Annotated in this window: 18 protein-coding genes and 2 riboswitches; of the genes, 12 read left to right on the forward strand and 6 right to left on the reverse strand. The window is 64.1% G+C overall.

Translation table 11 applies throughout. From position 1 onward, the window contains the following. The first annotated feature begins 11 nt into the window (after positions 1–11). Positions 12–827 carry a type II secretion system minor pseudopilin gene (locus AC3G7M_RS18870; RefSeq protein WP_489216807.1) on the forward strand — a complete coding sequence of 272 codons (816 nt, stop codon included), beginning with the start codon at positions 12–14 and terminating at the stop codon, positions 825–827. 12 nt (positions 828–839) lie between these two features. On the opposite strand, the gene gspG is transcribed toward AC3G7M_RS18870, so the two are convergent. Beyond that, entirely contained in the window at positions 840–1,262 is a 423-nt protein-coding gene (gspG, locus tag AC3G7M_RS18875) for a type II secretion system major pseudopilin GspG (protein ID WP_489216809.1), read from the reverse strand. Between the two features lie 93 nt (positions 1,263–1,355). Between gspG and AC3G7M_RS18880 the strand changes: the two genes are divergently transcribed. Then, complete coding sequence (locus AC3G7M_RS18880) at positions 1,356–1,772, forward strand: lytic transglycosylase domain-containing protein (RefSeq protein ID WP_489216811.1); 417 nt, start codon at positions 1,356–1,358, stop codon at positions 1,770–1,772. Here the strand turns inward: AC3G7M_RS18880 and AC3G7M_RS18885 are convergent. Next, complete coding sequence (locus AC3G7M_RS18885; RefSeq protein WP_489216812.1) at positions 1,743–2,552, reverse strand: prepilin peptidase; 810 nt, start codon at positions 2,550–2,552, stop codon at positions 1,743–1,745. The two genes, AC3G7M_RS18880 and AC3G7M_RS18885, sit on opposite strands and share 30 nt — an antisense overlap. Positions 2,553–2,650: 98 nt before the next feature. Here AC3G7M_RS18885 and AC3G7M_RS18890 point away from each other — a divergent pair, with 98 nt between their 5' ends. The 6 genes from AC3G7M_RS18890 to AC3G7M_RS18915 are packed head-to-tail and all read left to right on the forward strand — an operon-like array spanning position 2,651 to position 7,620. Continuing rightward, positions 2,651–4,375 carry a GspE/PulE family protein gene (locus AC3G7M_RS18890; protein WP_489216814.1) on the forward strand — a complete coding sequence of 575 codons (1,725 nt, stop codon included), beginning with the start codon at positions 2,651–2,653 and terminating at the stop codon, positions 4,373–4,375. Between the two features lie 8 nt (positions 4,376–4,383). Next, complete coding sequence (locus tag AC3G7M_RS18895) at positions 4,384–5,601, forward strand: type II secretion system F family protein (RefSeq protein ID WP_489216816.1); 1,218 nt, start codon at positions 4,384–4,386, stop codon at positions 5,599–5,601. Next, positions 5,591–6,037 (forward strand): GspH/FimT family pseudopilin, encoded by a 447-nt coding sequence (locus tag AC3G7M_RS18900; protein ID WP_489216817.1) that lies wholly within the window; start codon positions 5,591–5,593, stop codon positions 6,035–6,037. Before AC3G7M_RS18895 ends, AC3G7M_RS18900 begins: the two co-directional genes overlap by 11 nt. After that, positions 6,027–6,461 (forward strand): type IV pilus modification PilV family protein, encoded by a 435-nt coding sequence (locus tag AC3G7M_RS18905; RefSeq protein WP_489216818.1) that lies wholly within the window; start codon positions 6,027–6,029, stop codon positions 6,459–6,461. The genes AC3G7M_RS18900 and AC3G7M_RS18905 overlap by 11 nt, the downstream gene beginning before the upstream one ends. Continuing rightward, on the forward strand, positions 6,458–7,060 hold the full coding sequence (locus AC3G7M_RS18910; RefSeq protein WP_489216821.1) for a PulJ/GspJ family protein: 603 nt from the start codon (positions 6,458–6,460) through the stop codon (positions 7,058–7,060). Before AC3G7M_RS18905 ends, AC3G7M_RS18910 begins: the two co-directional genes overlap by 4 nt. Positions 7,061–7,095: 35 nt before the next feature. Beyond that, entirely contained in the window at positions 7,096–7,620 is a 525-nt protein-coding gene (locus AC3G7M_RS18915) for a QcrA and Rieske domain-containing protein (protein WP_489216823.1), read from the forward strand. 6 nt (positions 7,621–7,626) lie between these two features. Here AC3G7M_RS18915 and AC3G7M_RS18920 read toward each other — a convergent pair whose 3' ends face one another. Genes AC3G7M_RS18920 through AC3G7M_RS18935 form a run of 4 tightly spaced genes read right to left on the reverse strand, consistent with a single transcriptional unit; the run spans position 7,627 to position 12,095 of the window. Continuing rightward, positions 7,627–8,592: an ABC transporter permease gene (locus AC3G7M_RS18920; protein WP_489216824.1), complete on the reverse strand. Its 966-nt coding sequence runs from the start codon at positions 8,590–8,592 to the stop codon at positions 7,627–7,629. After that, positions 8,589–9,566, reverse strand: a complete 978-nt coding sequence (locus AC3G7M_RS18925; protein ID WP_489216825.1) for an ABC transporter permease — start codon at positions 9,564–9,566, stop codon at positions 8,589–8,591. The genes AC3G7M_RS18920 and AC3G7M_RS18925 overlap by 4 nt, the downstream gene beginning before the upstream one ends. Position 9,567: 1 nt before the next feature. Next, entirely contained in the window at positions 9,568–11,043 is a 1,476-nt protein-coding gene (locus AC3G7M_RS18930; RefSeq protein ID WP_489216827.1) for a sugar ABC transporter ATP-binding protein, read from the reverse strand. Positions 11,044–11,075: 32 nt separating this feature from the next. Next, complete coding sequence (locus tag AC3G7M_RS18935; protein WP_489216829.1) at positions 11,076–12,095, reverse strand: substrate-binding domain-containing protein; 1,020 nt, start codon at positions 12,093–12,095, stop codon at positions 11,076–11,078. Positions 12,096–12,332: 237 nt separating this feature from the next. Between AC3G7M_RS18935 and AC3G7M_RS18940 the strand changes: the two genes are divergently transcribed. From AC3G7M_RS18940 to AC3G7M_RS18955, 4 genes are all read left to right on the forward strand, one after another. Then, entirely contained in the window at positions 12,333–13,100 is a 768-nt protein-coding gene (locus AC3G7M_RS18940; protein WP_489216831.1) for a cytochrome b561 domain-containing protein, read from the forward strand. Next, positions 13,075–14,070, forward strand: a complete 996-nt coding sequence (locus AC3G7M_RS18945) for a LacI family DNA-binding transcriptional regulator (RefSeq protein WP_489216833.1) — start codon at positions 13,075–13,077, stop codon at positions 14,068–14,070. The genes AC3G7M_RS18940 and AC3G7M_RS18945 overlap by 26 nt, the downstream gene beginning before the upstream one ends. Before the next feature lie 343 nt (positions 14,071–14,413). Further along, complete coding sequence (locus AC3G7M_RS18950) at positions 14,414–15,466, forward strand: NAD(P)-dependent alcohol dehydrogenase (RefSeq protein ID WP_489216834.1); 1,053 nt, start codon at positions 14,414–14,416, stop codon at positions 15,464–15,466. 108 nt (positions 15,467–15,574) lie between these two features. Next, positions 15,575–15,667, forward strand: a riboswitch (glycine riboswitch). Beyond that, positions 15,668–15,767, forward strand: a riboswitch (glycine riboswitch). Between the two features lie 26 nt (positions 15,768–15,793). After that, complete coding sequence (locus AC3G7M_RS18955) at positions 15,794–17,068, forward strand: D-amino acid dehydrogenase (RefSeq protein WP_489216836.1); 1,275 nt, start codon at positions 15,794–15,796, stop codon at positions 17,066–17,068. Positions 17,069–17,073 lie beyond the last annotated feature (5 nt).

A 17,073-nucleotide genomic window follows, 5' to 3' on the forward strand; every position in this document is an offset into this window, starting at 1 on the left:
CAAGGGCCGGTTTGCGCAGGACCCGCATCGCGCGAGGGGAGCGCGGCTTCGCGCTGCTGATCGTGCTATGGTCGCTTATTCTGATTTCCCTTATCATCACCCAGCTGCTCTCGGCCGGACGGGGAGAGACGCAGCTCGCCCACAATCTGCGACAGGCGGCGGTGGCTGAAACCATCGCGGACAGCGCCGTGCAGGACACCATCTTTGGTCTTCTGACAAACCCTGAACCGCCGGGCGCGGGCAGCCCGCGCATCCTTGCCATGCCAGGCGGCTCTGCGCGTATCAGCCTTCGCGACACGGCCGGGATGATCAATCCCAATATCGCGCCTGAGCCGCTTCTCTCAGCCCTGTTGCAAAGCTGCGGCGCCTCTGCGGGTCAGGCCGCGCAGCTCACACAAGCCATCACCGACTGGCGTTCCCCCGCCAATGACATGCGTCCACTCATCAACGCCTATCGCGCGGCGGGTCTTGCCTATGCACCGCAAGGCCAGCCCTTCCAGTCGCCGGATGAGATCCGTCTTGTTCTGGGCATGAAGCCCGGCCTGGCCGGTTGCCTGGTGCCGCAGCTGTCGGTCTACGCAGACCAGGAAATCCCCCTGCTGATGCTTGCCAGCCCGCTTGTCCGCACCACGCTGCTCCGCATGATGCGCGATACGGGCGAGGCCCTGCAGATGGCGCCCCCCGAGCGCCAGGGCGCGCGCGTGGTGGAAATAACAGCGGAGGCTGAGAGTCACGGCGCGCGTTTCACACGCCGCGCCATCGTGCGCCTGGGCGGCAGCGATCCTGCGACACCCTATCGGATTCTGACCTGGCAGGATGGCAACTGAGCCAGCCTGGCCTCAGTGATTGCAGATCGCATCGCTGCTGTCGGCCGAAGCATCCTGCCCCTTGGGCCCGAGCGAACAAAGATCGTAATCCAGCCCGCTGCGGTTGGACGGGCTGCGGTAGATGTAAGCGTGATTCCACGGATCGAGCAGCGTGCCGCTGCTCTTCAAATATGGGCCGTTCCAATTGTCTGCGTCAGACGGCTTGCTGACGAGTGCCGCCAGACCATCCGCGCTCGACGGATAGGAACCGACATCGAGCTTATACATGTCCAGAATGGAGCCCAGACGCTCGATGGATTGCTTGGCGACGGAAACACGCGCGCCACCCAATTGCCGCAGCACGGCAGGCGCGACAAATCCCACCAGCAGGCCAATGATGACGATCACGACAAGAACTTCGAGGAGCGTAAAACCCTCGTCCGTTGCTTTCTTCAAACGCTTCCGCGATAGACGCATTCTGTTCACCTCACGTAACTCGCTGCTATAGAGCGGAACCGCCCCCATAATCCTCGCCGCCGGAGACGACGGATGCCCATTCGCTATCTTGCCTGCATGGCGCTCGTCGCCAATCTCTATGGCCTGCCGCCACGGGTGCTGCCCTCTATCCAGCATGTCGAAGGGGGAGAGGCCGGGCTGGTAAGACCGGATTCCAATGACAGCGCTGATCTGGGGGTCATGCAGGTCAATACGATCTGGCTCGGCCCGCTCTCAGCCTATTCCGGCCTGTCGGAAGACCGCGTCTATCGCCGCCTGGTGAGTGATCCCTGTTTCAACATCGCGGCAGCCGGCGCCATTCTGCGGTCCTATCTTAACGAAGCCCATGGCGACCTCATGAAGGCCGTCGGCTACTATCATTCCCATACGGCCCTGCTCGGCGACGATTACCGGCAACAGGTCCTGCGTGCCGCCCGAGAGCTATTTCAAAACCGGCAGCAAGTAAGGTGATAGTTTGAAGACATCGCTTGAGGCGTAAAGCCAGAGAAGCCAGGTCGCGAGCGACAGAAACGGACCGAAGGGCAGCCTGCTGCGCGCATGGATCGCAACGCCGCTCAGGCGCAGACCGAGCAGCACGGTCAGCGCCACCACCGCCGCCAGCAGAATGAGATACGGGAGGGCCGCCAGGCCAAGCCAGGCGCCGGCCGCCGCCACCAGCTTGGCATCGCCCTGGCCCAATCCCGATTGACCGCGCAGTCTCAAATAAACCTCATCAATCAGCCGGAAACCGAGATAGGCGACGGCGGCGGCCAGCGCATGATCCAGCATCGCTGCCGGCATCAGCACCGCTATCATGATAAGCCCGCCCACCAGCAGCGGCAGCGTGAGGATATCGGGCAGACGATAACTCACGAGATCGGAAAAGGTCAGTGCCACCAGCACCCAGCCGAGACAGCAGGAAGCGGCCAGCCAGGCGCCATGCGCGGCCGATATCGCCCAGAATGCGACCGCTAGCGACGCCACTTCGATGCCGGGATGAAACCAGGATATCGCACTGCCGCAATGTCGGCAGCGCCCACGCAAAACAGCGAAGCTCACGATCGGCAAAAGATCCCGGGCCGCGAGCGATGTGCCGCAGCTTTCGCAGGCGGAGCGCTGCCACAGCCATGACCGGCCGGCAGAATCACGGCGCAGGACGACGCCCAAAAAACTACCGATGAAGGGTGCCAGAACCAGCATCCACAGCCAAAGCGGCACGACCGCCGCTTGGCTGTGCGCATCGCTCGTCATCGTTCTGTCACTTGCGATCTGCCAGTCATTGCCTTCACCACATCTAAGCCTTCTGTCGCTCAGACCGGAGGCATTGAGAGGACAGGCATTAGAACGCGATGGCGGTCACGACAATCCCGAGGGCCGAAATTGAGGAAGAAACCGCGCCGCAGCTGGAGCGGCTGATCGCTTTGCTTATGGAAGACGGGCACTGCGATCTTCGCGCCGTGGAGCGTGCCAGGCGTATGGCCGATGAAAATGGCGACCGTCTTGATATTGTCATGAGCCGGCTTGGCATTGTCAGCGAACGCAGCCTGGCGGCCGGCTACGCCCGCCTGCTCGGCATCCCCGTCGCCCAGCCCGCACGCTATCCAGCCGAACCCCTATGGCCGGACCGGCTCTCGCTTGCCTTTCTGCGCGCCGTCCGCGCTATTCCTGTCGCGGAAGACGCAGGATGCGCGGTAATCGTCGTGGCCGATCCGCTCGATGATTTCGTGTCAGACTCCCTGTCTGCCGCCCTCGCGCGGCCCGTCCGCATCGAAATCGGCATACCCATCGATATCGAAGCGGCATTCAGCCGTCTTTATCCTACTGACGATGACGAGTCGGCGGCGGATACCCGGGGCGACGCCGCCGTTGAAGACGATGCCGAAAAGCTGCGTGACCTCGCCAGCGACGCGCCGGTCATTCGCCTTGTCAACCAAATCATCTGGCGCGCTGTGGAGACCCAGGCGAGCGACATTCATGTCGAGCCGCAGGAAGATCGTCTGCGTATCCGCTACCGCTATGATGGCGTGCTGCATGAGGTGGAAAACCCGCCGCCGCAGCTGCGGGCCGCCATCACCTCGCGCATCAAGATCATGGCGCATCTCGATATCGCCGAACGGCGCCTGCCGCAGGATGGGCGCATCCGCATGGCCGTCCGCGGCCAGGAGGTAGATTTCCGCGTCTCCACCATTCCAGCCCTTCATGGTGAAAGCATCGTGATGCGCGTGCTGGACCGCGGCGCCGTGACATTTGATTTCGCGAAACTCGGCCTGCCCGCCGTCATCGCGGGCGCGTTCCGCACGGCGCTGGAACTGCCGAATGGCATCGTGCTTGTCACCGGCCCCACCGGCAGCGGCAAGACCACGACGCTCTATACCGGCCTGCTCGGCCTCAATGCCGTCAGCCGCAAAATCGTCACCGTCGAAGATCCGATCGAATTTCAGCTCGGCGGGATCAATCAGATTCAGGTGCGGCCGCAGATCGGCCTCACCTTCGCAGCCCTGTTGCGCTCCATCCTGCGTCAGGACCCGGATGTCATCATGGTCGGTGAAATCCGTGATCTGGAAACGGCGCAGATCTCCGTCCAGGCCGCACTGACCGGACATCTTGTACTCTCGACGCTGCATACGAATTCAGCCGCCGCCTCTATCACCCGCCTGCGCGACATGGGGCTGGAAGATTATCTGATGACCGCCGTGCTGCGCGGCGTTCTGGCGCAGCGGCTGGTGCGCCGGCTTTGCGCGCATTGCAAGCGTGAGGCGGCGGCGGCGCCTGAATTGATCGCCCGCTTCCAGTTGGATGAGAGGGCGCAATCCGGTTCCGTGCCGCTCTGGCATCCGGTGGGCTGCGAGCATTGCCGCGGCACCGGCTATCGCGGCCGCCTGGCGATCGCTGAATTCCTCACCCCGAATGATGAGATCGAGCGTTTGATCTTCAAGCGCGCCGATCATAGCGAGGTGGAGCGTGCCGCCGTGGCGGGCGGCATGGTGACCATGTTTCAGTCCGGCATCTCTGCGGCGCTGGATGGCGTGACAACGATCGAGGACGTCATGCGCAGCATTCGCGCCGAGGCCTGAGGCCGACCATGGCCCGTTACCACTACAGGGCCATCGCCACGGGTGGCAAGATCGTCGAAGGGGTGATGGAAGCCCCCGACGAAGCAAGCCTCGTTAGTCAGTTGCGGCGGCAAGGCAGCATCGTCATGCGCGCCTCGCCGGAGCGCCTGCAGAAGAGCAGCGGCTTCAACCTGACCCTATTGCCGCGCAAAAGCCTGACCCGCCCGGAAATTACCAATATTACCAGCGAGCTGGCCGCCATGCTCGGCGCTGGTCAGGATCTGGATCGCGCCCTGCTGTTTGCAGCCGAGATCGCACCGAACAAGCGCGTCGGGCAGGTCTTGCGCAAAATTCGCGATACCGTGCGCGACGGCAGCAGCTTCGCTGACGCGCTCGCCCAGATCCCGAACAGCTTCTCGCGGCTTTACATCGGTCTCGTCCGTGCCGGTGAGGTCGGCGGCACGTTAAGCGAAACGCTTGCGCGACTCTCGGAGTTGCTGGAGCGGGAGCGGGCGCTGGCCGCGACCGTCACCTCTGCCATGATCTATCCTGCGGTGCTGCTTGTCGCCGCCGGCGGCTCCATCATTCTGCTGCTCACCCATGTTCTGCCGCAATTCGTGCCGATGTTCGAGCAAACGGGCGCTGCCCTGCCGCTCTCCACCCGTATGATGATCGGTGCCGGCAATCTCATCGGCCAATGGGGAATGCCTGCGCTGATTTTGCTCGCCGGCCTCACCCTTCTGGCAAGGCGCATCCTGCAGCAGCCGGGGCCGCGCCTAGTGTTTGACCGCGCCCGCCTGCGGCTTCCCATCCTGGGGTCCCTCGCGCGGGAAATCATGGCCGCACGCCTCACGCGGACCTTGGGCACGCTGCTGCTCAACGGCACCTCGCTGATTACAGCCCTTGAAATCACCCGTGACGTGCTGGGCAACACGGCGGGCGTCGCCGCGCTGAACACTGCGACCGAAGGTGCGCGCCAGGGCAGCGGCCTCGCCAGGCCGCTTGCCCAATCGGGGCTTTTTCCGAAGCGCACCATCCATCTTCTGCAGCTGGGAGAGGAGACCGCACAATTGGGGGCCATGTCGCTGCGCGCGGCCGCCTTGCATGAGGAGCGTACGCGCCTTGCCGTGCAGCGCCTGGTCTCGCTTTTGACGCCTGCCATCACCATCGGCATGGGCGGTATCGTCGCCCTTATCGTCGGTTCCGTCATGCAGGCCATGCTGGGGCTCAATACCCTTGCCCAGTAGCGCACGGGACGGGGGGTTCACGCTCATCGAGATGCTCGTCGTCATCGCCATTATGGGCCTGACCGCGGTGCTGATCCTATCCCATGGCGCACCGCGCAGTGCCGGCGCCCGCGAAACCGCGGCAGCGTCCGAGATTGTGCAAAGCCTGCGGCTCGCGCGCAGCCGCGCCATCGCAGATGGCGCGCCATCGACGGTTGTTATTGATACGGCGACGCATACCCTTCTGCTCGATGGCCTGGCACCAAAACCCCTGCCGCCAGAGATTCCCCTCAGCCTTGATCCCGGTGACGGGCACGGAAGGACCCTGGCTCAGTTCCGTTTTGCGCCCGATGGCAGCGCGCAAAGTGGCGTTATTGTTCTCGGCCTGCCACCGAAGCGGATTCGGATTGCGGTCCAGTGGCTCAGCGGTGCTGTGGAGACCCGCTATGTGCAGTAAGCCAAAGCTCACAGCCGAGGCCGGCTTCACCCTGCTGGAAGTTCTGGTGGCCTTTGTCATTGCAAGTCTCGCGCTGGCCGTGCTGGTCAATGCCGGATTGACGGGCATTGGCTCGGCCAAACTCTCGAACCGCTATCAGGAGGCTTTGGCACGCGCGCAATCGCATCTGGCCGCCGTGGGCCCCCGGCCGGAACCGAGCGACCGTCAGGGCGATGAGGCGGACGGGTTCCATTGGCATGTCCGCATCGTGCAACGCGCGGCAGGTCCGGTCATGACCGGACAACCCGGGGATCTCGCGCATCCCCCCGGCCAGGTGGCGCTCTATGATGTGAGCGTCGGCATCTCCTGGGGACATGGACCCGTGCGGCAACTCCGCCTGGATGCCGAACGCATCACTGCGATGCCGCCGGGACGCGCGCCATGATGAAACATCCGCGTGATGACGGCTTCACGCTGGTGGAGACGCTGGTGGCGCTTGTCGTACTGGGCTTCATCATCGTCGGTCTTGCCCAGGGTCTGCGCTTCGGCTTGACCGCCTGGGGCCTGCAGACCAGGACCATCGCCGATGACAGCGCCCTGGATACGACGGACCGTGTCCTCCGCTATCTTCTGGCAGGTATGGAGCCTGGCTACGATCCGCATCAGCCCGCCATCCACGGCAGCGCCCACGCGCTGGCATTTACGTCCGAACTGCCCGCCAATGCGCCGATCGGCCCCTCGCGCCTCGCGGATATCGCCCTCGGTGTGCAGCCCGGTGCGGGGCTGGTGCTGCATTGGGTGCCCAATTTTCACGCGCAATGGATCGTGCCGCCGACGCCGCAGGTGACATCCCTCCTGCCCGGCGTGACCGGCATCACCTTCGCCTATTTCGGGCCACAGGGTAAAGGGCCGGCCGGCTGGGCGGATGCCTGGACAAGCAATGTGCCCCCCGCGCTAATCCGCATCCACCTCTCGCTGATCCCGCCGGGCCGGCATTGGCCGGACATCATCGTCGCCCCCATGCGCCTGCCCGACAGCGGCTAGGCCCGACCAACACCCGAGAGAGAAAGACCGCAACCATGGCCTGTTCACGCCGATCACTTTTGCAACTGAGCCTCGGCGGCGCTCTGGCCGCAGGCCCCGCACAGGCGATGAATTTCGGCTCGACCGATTGGCCGCAGCCCGGAGACCGCCTGGTGCGGGCCAACGACCCGCAATCCATCCTGCGCGACACGGACATCATCGCGGGCGCGCCACCGGTTCTGGCCTTTCCGCTTGACACGGCAACGGGCAAGCCCCGCGCCGCACTCTTCAGCCAGATCTTGCTGCTACGGCTCGACACGCCGGACACGACGGCCATCCTCGCTTATTCCGCGGTCTGCAAACATGCCGGCTGCATCGTCTCAGCCTGGGTGGCCGACCGCCGGCTGCTGCTATGCCCCTGCCACGGCTCCGAATACGATCCGGCCCAGGCTGGCGCCGTCGTCATGGGCCCGGCAGACGCGCCCCTGCCGACCATTCCCGTCGCCGTTCACGGTGGCACACTCGTCATCGCCGGTGCCTTCTCAAGCCATCCGGGCGGAGACACGGGCCGGACAGATTAGAGGCCGCTATCGCAGCCGCTTCTGGCCGCCTGCGATGGTGATGACGGCGATGATGATAAGGCCCGTCAGCACATCGCGGATGCCGGCGCCGAAACCCGCGGTATTGAGCAGCGTCACCACCATGAACAGAAACAGCGATGCGCCCCAGATGCCGGGCAAATTGGCGGCACCGCCCGCCACCGCGGTACCGCCGATAACGACGACGGCGATGGAGCTGAGCAGATATTCTGTGCCCATATCGAGCGACGAGCCACCGGTGAAACCGGCGAGCAAAGCGCCGCACAGCCCGGCCAGCGTGCCGCACAGCACATAGGTCAGCAGGCGAACGCGCGCGACCTTGACCCCGGCCAGCCGCGCCGCACGCATATTCTGGCCCGTCGCGAGCACGGACCGGCCATAGACGGTGCGGTTGAGCAGAATTGCGGCCGCGACCGTCAGCATCAGTGCGGCGACGGCCAGAACCGGCACACCCGCGATGCGCATGGTGGTAAAGGTCGCGAAGGCCGGTGGGGGCGCGATCTGCAGGCCACGGCCATAGCTGATGCCGACCGAGACGAGAATGAAGCTTGCCGCGAGCGTCGCGATGATGGGCGGGATGCGCAGCAACCGGATGAGCAGATAGTTGAAGAGACCGACCAGGGCACCCGCGATGAGCGCGCAGACCAGGCCCAGCAGAATGCGCCCGTCGGCATTGCCCATCACCGTCATGGCGACCGCACCCGACAGGCCGATATTGGCCGGGAGCGACAGATCGATATTGCCCGGTCCAAGCGTAATCACGAACATCTGGCCAATGCCCACCAGCACGGTGAAGACCGAGAAGGCGAGCGCCGCCGAAATCATGCCGCCGGCGCCGCTGCCATGAGCGACCAGCACCGCCAGAACCCAGACCGCGATGGCGCCGATGAAGGACCACAGCCAGGGCTTGCGCCGCAGCCACACCCAGCTGCGCCCGGAGAGAGAAGCGCTCATCTCTGGCCCCTATTGATGATGGCGCGCGCCGCCAGGATGATGATGAGAATGATGCCCTGCGCCCCCACCTGCCATTCCTGGGGAATGCGCAACCCCGGCAGGGCCGCGATATGGAAGAAGTTCAGCGCGACGGCGGCCAGTTGCAGCGTCAGCGCGCCGATGACGGCGCCGATCGGCGAGACCCGTCCGCCCACGAATTCGGCCCCGCCGAGGATAGCCCCGGCAATCGAGAGCAGCGTATAGCCATTCGCCATATTGGCGTCGGCTGAGGTTGAAACGCCAACCAGGGCCATGCCGGCCAGAACGCCGAACAGCCCCGCCATGGCATAGGCCACCATCTTGGCGCGCAGCAGCGACCAGCCGGCCCGCTCGATCGCATGGGCATTGCCGCCGACGCCGCGCAGCGTGGTGCCATAGGTCGTGCGCATAAGGCCGAAATGCACGATCAGCGCCAGGACCGCTGCCGCCACGATGGGAAAGGGAATGAAGGGAATGTGCAGGCTGACAAAGCCCTGCAGCCAGTCGGGCGCCGTGCCACCCGGCGTCGGGCGGATCAGGATGGCGAGGCCCAGCCAGACGAAGCTCATGCCAAGCGTCACCACAATCGAGGGCAGCTGGCGCAGATGGATCAGCGCACCCAGCCCGGCATAGACCGCGATGGCGGCAAGCAGAATAGCACCGCCCAGAACGGGCTGCTGCGGCAGCCAGGTCGCCGTCACACTACCCGTAAAGCCGACAAAGGCACCGATCGACAGATCAAGGTCATTGACCGTGATCACCATCAGCTGCGCGATGGTGGCCAGCGCCACCGGCACCGCCAGATTCAGCATCAGCGTAAAGCCCATATAGCTGATGGCGCGGGGATTGAAGCTCGCGATCGCCAACAGCACCAGGGCTAATGAAAGGGCGGGAAGGGCGGTGCGTAGCAGCCGCGCCGCCGAGATCGGGCGCACGGCGGAGGGGGCAGCCGTCATCTTAGGCGACATCCTGGAAGGACGCATGGATCAGATTTTGCTCGGTCAATGCGGCACGCTCCAGTTCCGCCACGATCCGGCCATGCCGGAAGACATAGACATGGTCGCAGTGGCGCAGCTCCTCCAACTCGGTCGTGTACCACAGGAAAGTGCGGCCACTTTCAGCCTCACGCCTAATAAGATCATAGACATCAAGCTTGGTGCCAATATCGACGCCACGCATCGGATCATCCATGACGAGAATGCGCGCATCAGAGCCGAGAGCGCGGGCGAACAGCGCCTTCTGCTGATTGCCACCCGACAGCGACAGGATGGAATTGTCGAGATCATTGGTGCGGATGCCGATGCGGCCGCGCCAATCCTCGGCCATGGCGTCCTCCTTGACCGGCGACAGCAGCAATCCCTGGCGCAGCCGGCTGAGCGAACGGACGGTGATATTCTCGGCGATCGACCAAAGGGGAAAGACACCATCCACCTGCCGGTCCCCGGCGACGAGAGCGACGCCCGCCATGGCACTGACGCGCGCCGCAGGGCGTGCCGCGGCTTCCAGCACCTCCAGCAGCAGCTCGGTCTGGCCATGGCCGGAGAAGCCGGCAAGGCCGACAATCTCACCCTGATGCGCGCGCAACACCAGGCCACCCGTCTGCACGCGGGGCCGCGCCTGCACCATCAGCGGCCGCGACTCGCGTTCCTCCGGCCGTGCCTCGGGCGCCGCGTCGCCATCCAGCGGCCGGGCACCGCCCATCGTCTCCACCAGCCGGTGCCGGTCGAAGGACGCGGCGGTATCGGCCGCCACCACGCGGCCGTCGCGCATCACCACAATGCGGTCGCAACTCTGCAGGATTTCTCCCAGGATATGGGAAATCAGAATGACGCTGCCGCCGCTGGCCACGAAACGCCGGGTGAAAGCCAGCAGCTGCTCGGCCGTCGCCGCGTCCAGCGAGGAGGTGGGCTCATCCAGAATGACGATGCGCGGCGGCGTCTCGGAAGCGCTGAAGGCACGGGCAATTTCCACCATCTGCCGGCGGCTGATGGAGAGGTCCGCCACCAGCATGTCGGGCCGCAGACCATGGCCCGGAAAGATGGTGTCCAATTGTGCGCGGATCAGCTGTCCTGCGCGGCCCCGCCAGCCCGGCCCGCTTATGCTCGGATGCATGATGCGGGCATTCTCGGCAATGGTCAGGTTGGGGCAGAGCGACAATTCCTGAAAGACGCAGCGGATGCCCAGGCGCTGCGCGGCCGCGAGGGAATAGCGTGCCCCGTCCTCAAGGCCCGTCACGGCCAGGCGCCCCTCACTCGGGGCGATGGCTCCGGCCAGCACATGCATCAGCGTCGATTTACCCGCACCGTTATGACCGACGAGGCCCACAGCCTCGCCGGCCACGATCGTGAGATCGACGCCGCGCAAAGCTTGCACGGCGCCGAAGCGCTTGGTGACCTCGGTCAGCGCAATGATCGGCACTTGTCGATCGGTCATCCCTCGGCCACTCCGCCTAGACGAGTAATAGGCTAGTTCTTGGCGCTCGCGGCGATCGCCTTGATCGCATCGTCCTGGCTGTATTCGGCGTTGTAGACGCCACCAACCGGTGCGGCGGCGAGTGCTGCGTCAAGATGGGCCTGATCGACCGTGAGGGCCGGGAAGGTAATGTCATGGGGCACCTTCTTGCCGGCGAGGATCTGCTGCGCCACCCAGAAGCCGAGCGTCACACCACCCGGGGCGATCGAGGCGGACCAGGTCTCATAGCCGTTGGCCGCATGCTGCTTCTTCCACCAGGCCAGCTCATCCTGGCGGTTGCCCATGATGATGATGGGTACCGGGCGACCGACGGCAGCAAAAGCCTGGGCGGCGCCATAGCCGTCACCGCCCTGATCGACGACTGCGGCAATCGGCGGCAGAGACGGCAGCACGGTCGCCACCGCCTTCTGGGCAGTCGCTTCGTCCCAGTCGCCGGTGACCGAGCTGACGATCTTAAACTGCGGATGCGCCTTCACGCCGTCCACGATGCCCTGATGGATCAAACCGTCGATGGAGGTGCCGGCAAGACCACGAATTTCGAGCAGGTTGCCGCCTTGGGGCAGGCGCTTTGCCAAGTAGTCGACCTGCGCCCGACCCATACCGGCGTAATCGATACCCACGCGATAGGCGCAGGGCGCGCTCACGGTGCCGTCGAAGGATACAACGGTAATGCCGGCGTCGCAGGCAGCCTTCACAGCACCATTCAGCGCTTCGGGCGATGCTGCATCGATAACAATGGCGTTATAGCCTTGCAGAATGAGGTTCTGCAGCTGAGCCGCCTGGGTCGGCACTTCCTTGTCGGCCGTGGTGAAGGCATCGGCCGCTGCCACCGTGTGATTGGCGACGGCCGCACTTCCTACCTTCGCCCAGCTCTGCAGCATGGCCTGACGCCAGGAATTGCCGGCGTAATTGTTGGAAAGAGCGATCCTTTGACTGGCCGTATCGGCCATGGCCGGCCCGATCCCAACGCTCAAAGCACCGACAAGTGTCGCCGTTGTCACCAGAAATTTCATGGCGCCGCCCTTCCCCGTTTTGTTGCCTTATCGGCTTTTATTGTGCCGGCTGCCGCCAATTGGTGGCGCCGCCGGTAGGCACTCTATGCCCAGAAAAATCCATTTGCAACCGGTTGCATTCGGTGTCTATGGTTTTGCCTGACGGCGCGTGATGCTGCGGTATCACACGTCTCAGGGCAGAAAAATAACAAAAACCCATCCGCGCATGAAGCGATCCTGCGCAAAGGCCAAGCACGATTGACCCATTTCTGGAGCCTGCTGTCATGGATGACATGGGGCATTACGGGGCGCCCCCATGTCACCCCCCTGCCCTGGGTCTATTGGCATGCGCGGCTGATGGTCGGCGCATGGACCATCTGCTTCCCCTTAGCAGCTCTGATCGCGCGCTTTTTCAAGGTCTTGCCGCGGCAGGATTGGCCGCGGCAGCGGGATCACAAATTGTGGTGGCATTGCCATCGCTCTCTCGTCTCGCTTGGCGCGCCGCTGACGCTTCTCGCTTTGCTCATCGCCTATGTGAATGGTATCGCGTACACCACGATCCAGACAATCCATACTGTCACCGGCTTCAGCATCGTGGCGCTGTTATGTCTGCAGATCGCGTCCGGCCTTGTCCGCGGCACAAAAGGCGGCCCGACGCACACAACTCTCCGTGGCGACCATTATGATATGTCACCCCGCAGAATCCTCTTTGAATATGTTCACAAGAATCTCGGCTGGATAGTGATCTGGCTGGCGACCGCCGAAACCTATCTGGGTCTATGGATGGTCAATGCCCCACGCTGGATGGTGCTCGTCATCTCGCTCTGGTGGCTTTTGTTTCTCGTGGGCTTTGCACGCCTTCAGACCGGAGGGCGTTGCATCGACACCTACCAGGCAATCTGGGGTCCCGATCCTATCCATCCTGGCAATCGCCGCCGTCCCATCGGCTGGGGCATTCGCCCGCACCCCAACCATCACAAGATCGGAGCTTCGGAGCGCCATGCTGAAAGCCGTGACGATCGATGATGTTGCAAGTCATGCCGGCGTATCGCGGTCAGCGGTCTCGCGCACCTTCACGCCCGGCGCCAGCGTCTCTCCGACGATGCGGGCAAAAGTCTCCGCAGCCGCCCAAATCCTGGGCTACCGTCCCAATCTCGTCGCGCGGTCGCTCAGCAAGAGCCAGACCAATATCATCGCGGTCGGCGTCACGCGTCTGGAGAACGGCTTCAACGCTGAACTGCTGCAGGCCATAGCGAAAGGGCTCGCGAACCACGGATTTCGCATACTCCTTTTCGGCAGTGATGCTTTCATCGATGCCGACCCCTTGGTCGAGGATATTCTGCGCTACCGGCCGGACGGCTGCCTGCTCCTGGCCAGCCGCAGTTCTTCGCGGTTCGCCGATGAATGCGCCAAGATCGGCGTCCCGCTCGTGCTGGTGAACCGCTCGGCCAAGCGGACCGCCTGTGCCGTGGTCGGGGACAATCTGGCGGGCGGCCGCAAGATTGCGGACTTCCTGCTCGCAGGCGGGCACCAGCGCTTTGCCTTCATGGCAGGGATCGATGGCGCGTCCACCAGTGAGGAGCGCGAGACCGGCTTTACCCGGCGTTTGCGCGACTCCGGCCACCGGGTCGCGATCCGCCTCAGCGGGCAGTATGATACCGAGACCGCCCGGCACGCCGCGCGCGAAATCCTGAGCCATAGCGCACGCCCAGACGCACTTTTCTGCGCCAATGACCATATGGCGGTCGCCGCCATGGATGTCGCGCGGCGGGAATTTGGCCTGATCGTCGGCCAGGACATCTCGATCGTCGGCTTCGATGATTCCGCGGTCAGCCGGATTGCCGGCGTCGATCTCACCACCTATGCCCAGCCTCTGGCGGAGATGGCGCACACGGCTGTCGATCTTCTGCTAGAGCGTCTTGGCAATCACCAGACGCAGGTCGTTCGCAAGGTGATCCGGGGCAAATTGATCGTCAGAGGATCGACCCGGCAATAGCCCACGCACTATTGCGCCATCAACCCCTTCGCAGGGAATGAGCCGGTAACTCTCAGCCCGCCGCATGGGGCGCCCGCAGGTTTCGTCCATTTCATAACGATCGAACATCACTTATGCGCATTATGGTGGTTATACGCGCGGCAAGGACATGCCATACATGCGTTGTGCGGCCGGTCCCCTGAGATGCTGGCGGCCAGACATCCCGCCATGGCTGACCAAGGCACCGCCCGATAGCCACCCCTTTTTCCCACCACGCTGGCCAGCCGGTCGCGCATCCCGCGACCCGGTTATGCGCAAAGCGTTTCAGGATGCCGTCGCGTCCTGATATTTTCTCGAGGACATCATGAAGACATCTGGTTACGCGGCGCTGAGCTGCGACACACCCCTGGAACCCTTCAGCTTCGATCGCCGCGAGCCCCGCGCGAACGATGTCGCCATGGAAATTCTCTACAGCGGCGTCTGCCATTCCGACCTGCATCAGGCTCGCAATGACTGGGGCTGGAGCAGCTATCCCATGGTCCCCGGCCATGAGATCGTCGGCCGCGTCACTGGCGTCGGCTCCGCGGTCACGCGCTTCAAGATCGGCGATGCCGTGGCCGTCGGCTGTATCGTCGACAGCTGCATGAGCTGCGACCAGTGCCGGCGCGGCGAGGAGCAGCTGTGCCGCGCCAGTGTCACCCAGACCTATAATGATCGGGACCGGGTCGACGGCACGCCGACCCATGGCGGCTATTCCAAGCATGTCGTGGTGCGGGAGGAGTTCGTTCTCCGCGTGCCGGAGAGCCTGGATCTGTCTCGTGCGGCCCCGCTGCTTTGCGCCGGCATCACCACCTATTCGCCGCTCCGCACCTGGAATGTGGGGCCCGGCAGCAACGTGGGCGTTATCGGCCTTGGCGGTCTCGGCCATATGGCGGTGAAGCTTGCCGTGGGCCTCGGTGCAGACGTCACGGTCATCAGCCGCTCTGCGGATAAGGAGGCCGATGCCCGCGCATTGGGTGCCGACCACTTCCTGATCTCCAGCGACCCGGATGCCATGGCGGCCGCCGCCAATCGCTTCCAGGTGATCATCGACACGGTGCCGGTCGATCATGATCTGACGCCCTATCTGCCGCTGCTCGACGTCGATTCGACGCTCGTTATCGTCGGCGTCGTGGGGCCGATCCAGGCCACCAATACCGTGCCCCTGCTCATGGGCCGCCGCCGCGTCGCGGGTTCGCCCATCGGCGGCATCGCCGAAACGCAGGAGTTGCTCGATTTTTGTGCCAAGAAAGGCATCCTGCCGGAATGCGAGATAATCCGCATGGATGAAATCAATGAGGCGTTCGAGCGGATGGAGCGGGCCGATGTGCGCTACCGCTTCGTGATCGACATGGCGACTCTGCCCACCGCAGCCTAAATCGTCGTCCTCCTGCCGGACCTGGGCCCTTGCGGCACTGGCCCGGCAGGCGATGAAGCGCCTCACCCGCACGCATCATGCTTGACCCCGACGCTCAGGGTGCCGATAAAGCCGCTAGCGGAAGAGCCCATCCTTCAGGGGGTGGCACCGAAGGAGCAACCGCCCCGGAAACTCTCAGGTAAACAGGACCGCTGCTGGTTTCGACTCTGAAAAGTGGGCGTCAGCCCACGCCGACGGTGTAAGCTTTCATTCCAGTGACTGGATGAAGCGATACTCTCAGGCCAATGACAGAGGGGGCAAAGGCCGCATCTGCGGCACGGAGCCCTTATGTCTACCCATCAGTCCTATGCGCCCGCGGGGTCGCGCGTCGCCGTCATCGGCGCCGGCGTTACCGGAATCACCACCGCCTATACTTTGCTGCGTCTTGGTCATGCGGTCACGGTCTTTGACCGGCTTCCCTATGCCGCGATGGAAACGTCCTTCGCCAATGGCGGTCAGCTTTCCGCGTCTAATGCGGAGGTCTGGAATAGCTGGGCCACCGTGCTCAAGGGCATCAAATGGATGTTCACGCCGGGCGCGCCCCTGCTGCTTAACCCCTCCCCCTCCTGGCACAAGCTCTCCTGGATGGCCGAGTTCGTCGCCGCCATTCCGCGCTACGAGGAGAATACGGTCGCGACCGTGCGGCTGGCCATTGAAGCGCGCCGTCACCTCATCGGCATGGCCGAGGCCGAGGGCATCGACTTCGATTGCGAGCAGCGCGGCATTCTCCATTTCTACGCCACGAAAGCCGAGTTTGACGCGGCGGGCCGCGTCTCCGCTCTCCTGGCCCGCGGCGGGCTGGAACGCAGGGCCGTGACACCCTCCGACATCCAGACCATCGAACCGGCCTTGCACGGCAACATCTACGGGGGCTGGTACACGCCGTCGGATTTCACCGGCGACATCCATAAATTCACCTTTGGCCTGGCCGCCGCCTGTCAGCGCCAGGGCGCCGATCTGCGCTTTGGCCGGGACGTGACCTCCGTCAGTGCCGGCTCGGCTGGAATCGGGGTTCGCTCCATCGACGCGGACATGCCCAAGGATCAGGCAGAAGAGGAAACGGCACAGTTTGACCGCATCGTCATATGCGGCGGCGTCCGCTCGCGCCGGCTCGCCGCTATGCTGGGGGACCGCGTCAACATCTATCCTGTCAAGGGCTATTCTATCACCGTTGATCTATCTACCGCTGAGGACCAGGCGCGAGCCCCCTGGGTCAGCCTGCTGGATGACCGCGCCAAAATCGTCACCAGCCGCCTTGGCCGCAGCCGCTTCCGTGTCGCGGGCACGGCGGAATTCAATGGTGAGAACAAGGATATCCGCGCCGCCCGCATCGACCCACTGCTCTCCTGGTGCCGCGCCCATTTCCCGGGCATGAGCACGCGGCAGGCGATTCCCTGGGCCGGGCTGCGGCCGATGCGGCCCAATATGCTGCCCCATGTCGGCCAGGGCCGCGATCCGCGGGTTTTCTACAACACCGGCCACGGCCATCTCGGCTGGACGCTGTCGGCGGCCACCGCCCAGGGTGTCGCTGATCTGATGACACGGCAATCGCAGGCTGCCTGATTCAG

Source organism: Acidisoma sibiricum (assembly GCF_057837225.1).

Coding starts and splice junctions, on each gene's coding strand:
- AC3G7M_RS18880 (WP_489216811.1), top strand. CDS start 1,356: ATGCCCATTCGCTATCTTGCCTGCATGGCGCTCGTCGCCAATCTCTAT.
- AC3G7M_RS18885 (WP_489216812.1), bottom strand. CDS start 2,552: ATGACGAGCGATGCGCACAGCCAAGCGGCGGTCGTGCCGCTTTGGCTG.
- AC3G7M_RS18890 (WP_489216814.1), top strand. CDS start 2,651: ATGGCGGTCACGACAATCCCGAGGGCCGAAATTGAGGAAGAAACCGCG.
- AC3G7M_RS18895 (WP_489216816.1), top strand. CDS start 4,384: ATGGCCCGTTACCACTACAGGGCCATCGCCACGGGTGGCAAGATCGTC.
- AC3G7M_RS18905 (WP_489216818.1), top strand. CDS start 6,027: ATGTGCAGTAAGCCAAAGCTCACAGCCGAGGCCGGCTTCACCCTGCTG.
- AC3G7M_RS18910 (WP_489216821.1), top strand. CDS start 6,458: ATGATGAAACATCCGCGTGATGACGGCTTCACGCTGGTGGAGACGCTG.
- AC3G7M_RS18915 (WP_489216823.1), top strand. CDS start 7,096: ATGGCCTGTTCACGCCGATCACTTTTGCAACTGAGCCTCGGCGGCGCT.
- AC3G7M_RS18920 (WP_489216824.1), bottom strand. CDS start 8,592: ATGAGCGCTTCTCTCTCCGGGCGCAGCTGGGTGTGGCTGCGGCGCAAG.
- AC3G7M_RS18925 (WP_489216825.1), bottom strand. CDS start 9,566: ATGACGGCTGCCCCCTCCGCCGTGCGCCCGATCTCGGCGGCGCGGCTG.
- AC3G7M_RS18930 (WP_489216827.1), bottom strand. CDS start 11,043: ATGACCGATCGACAAGTGCCGATCATTGCGCTGACCGAGGTCACCAAG.
- AC3G7M_RS18935 (WP_489216829.1), bottom strand. CDS start 12,095: ATGAAATTTCTGGTGACAACGGCGACACTTGTCGGTGCTTTGAGCGTT.
- AC3G7M_RS18945 (WP_489216833.1), top strand. CDS start 13,075: ATGCTGAAAGCCGTGACGATCGATGATGTTGCAAGTCATGCCGGCGTA.
- AC3G7M_RS18950 (WP_489216834.1), top strand. CDS start 14,414: ATGAAGACATCTGGTTACGCGGCGCTGAGCTGCGACACACCCCTGGAA.
- AC3G7M_RS18955 (WP_489216836.1), top strand. CDS start 15,794: ATGTCTACCCATCAGTCCTATGCGCCCGCGGGGTCGCGCGTCGCCGTC.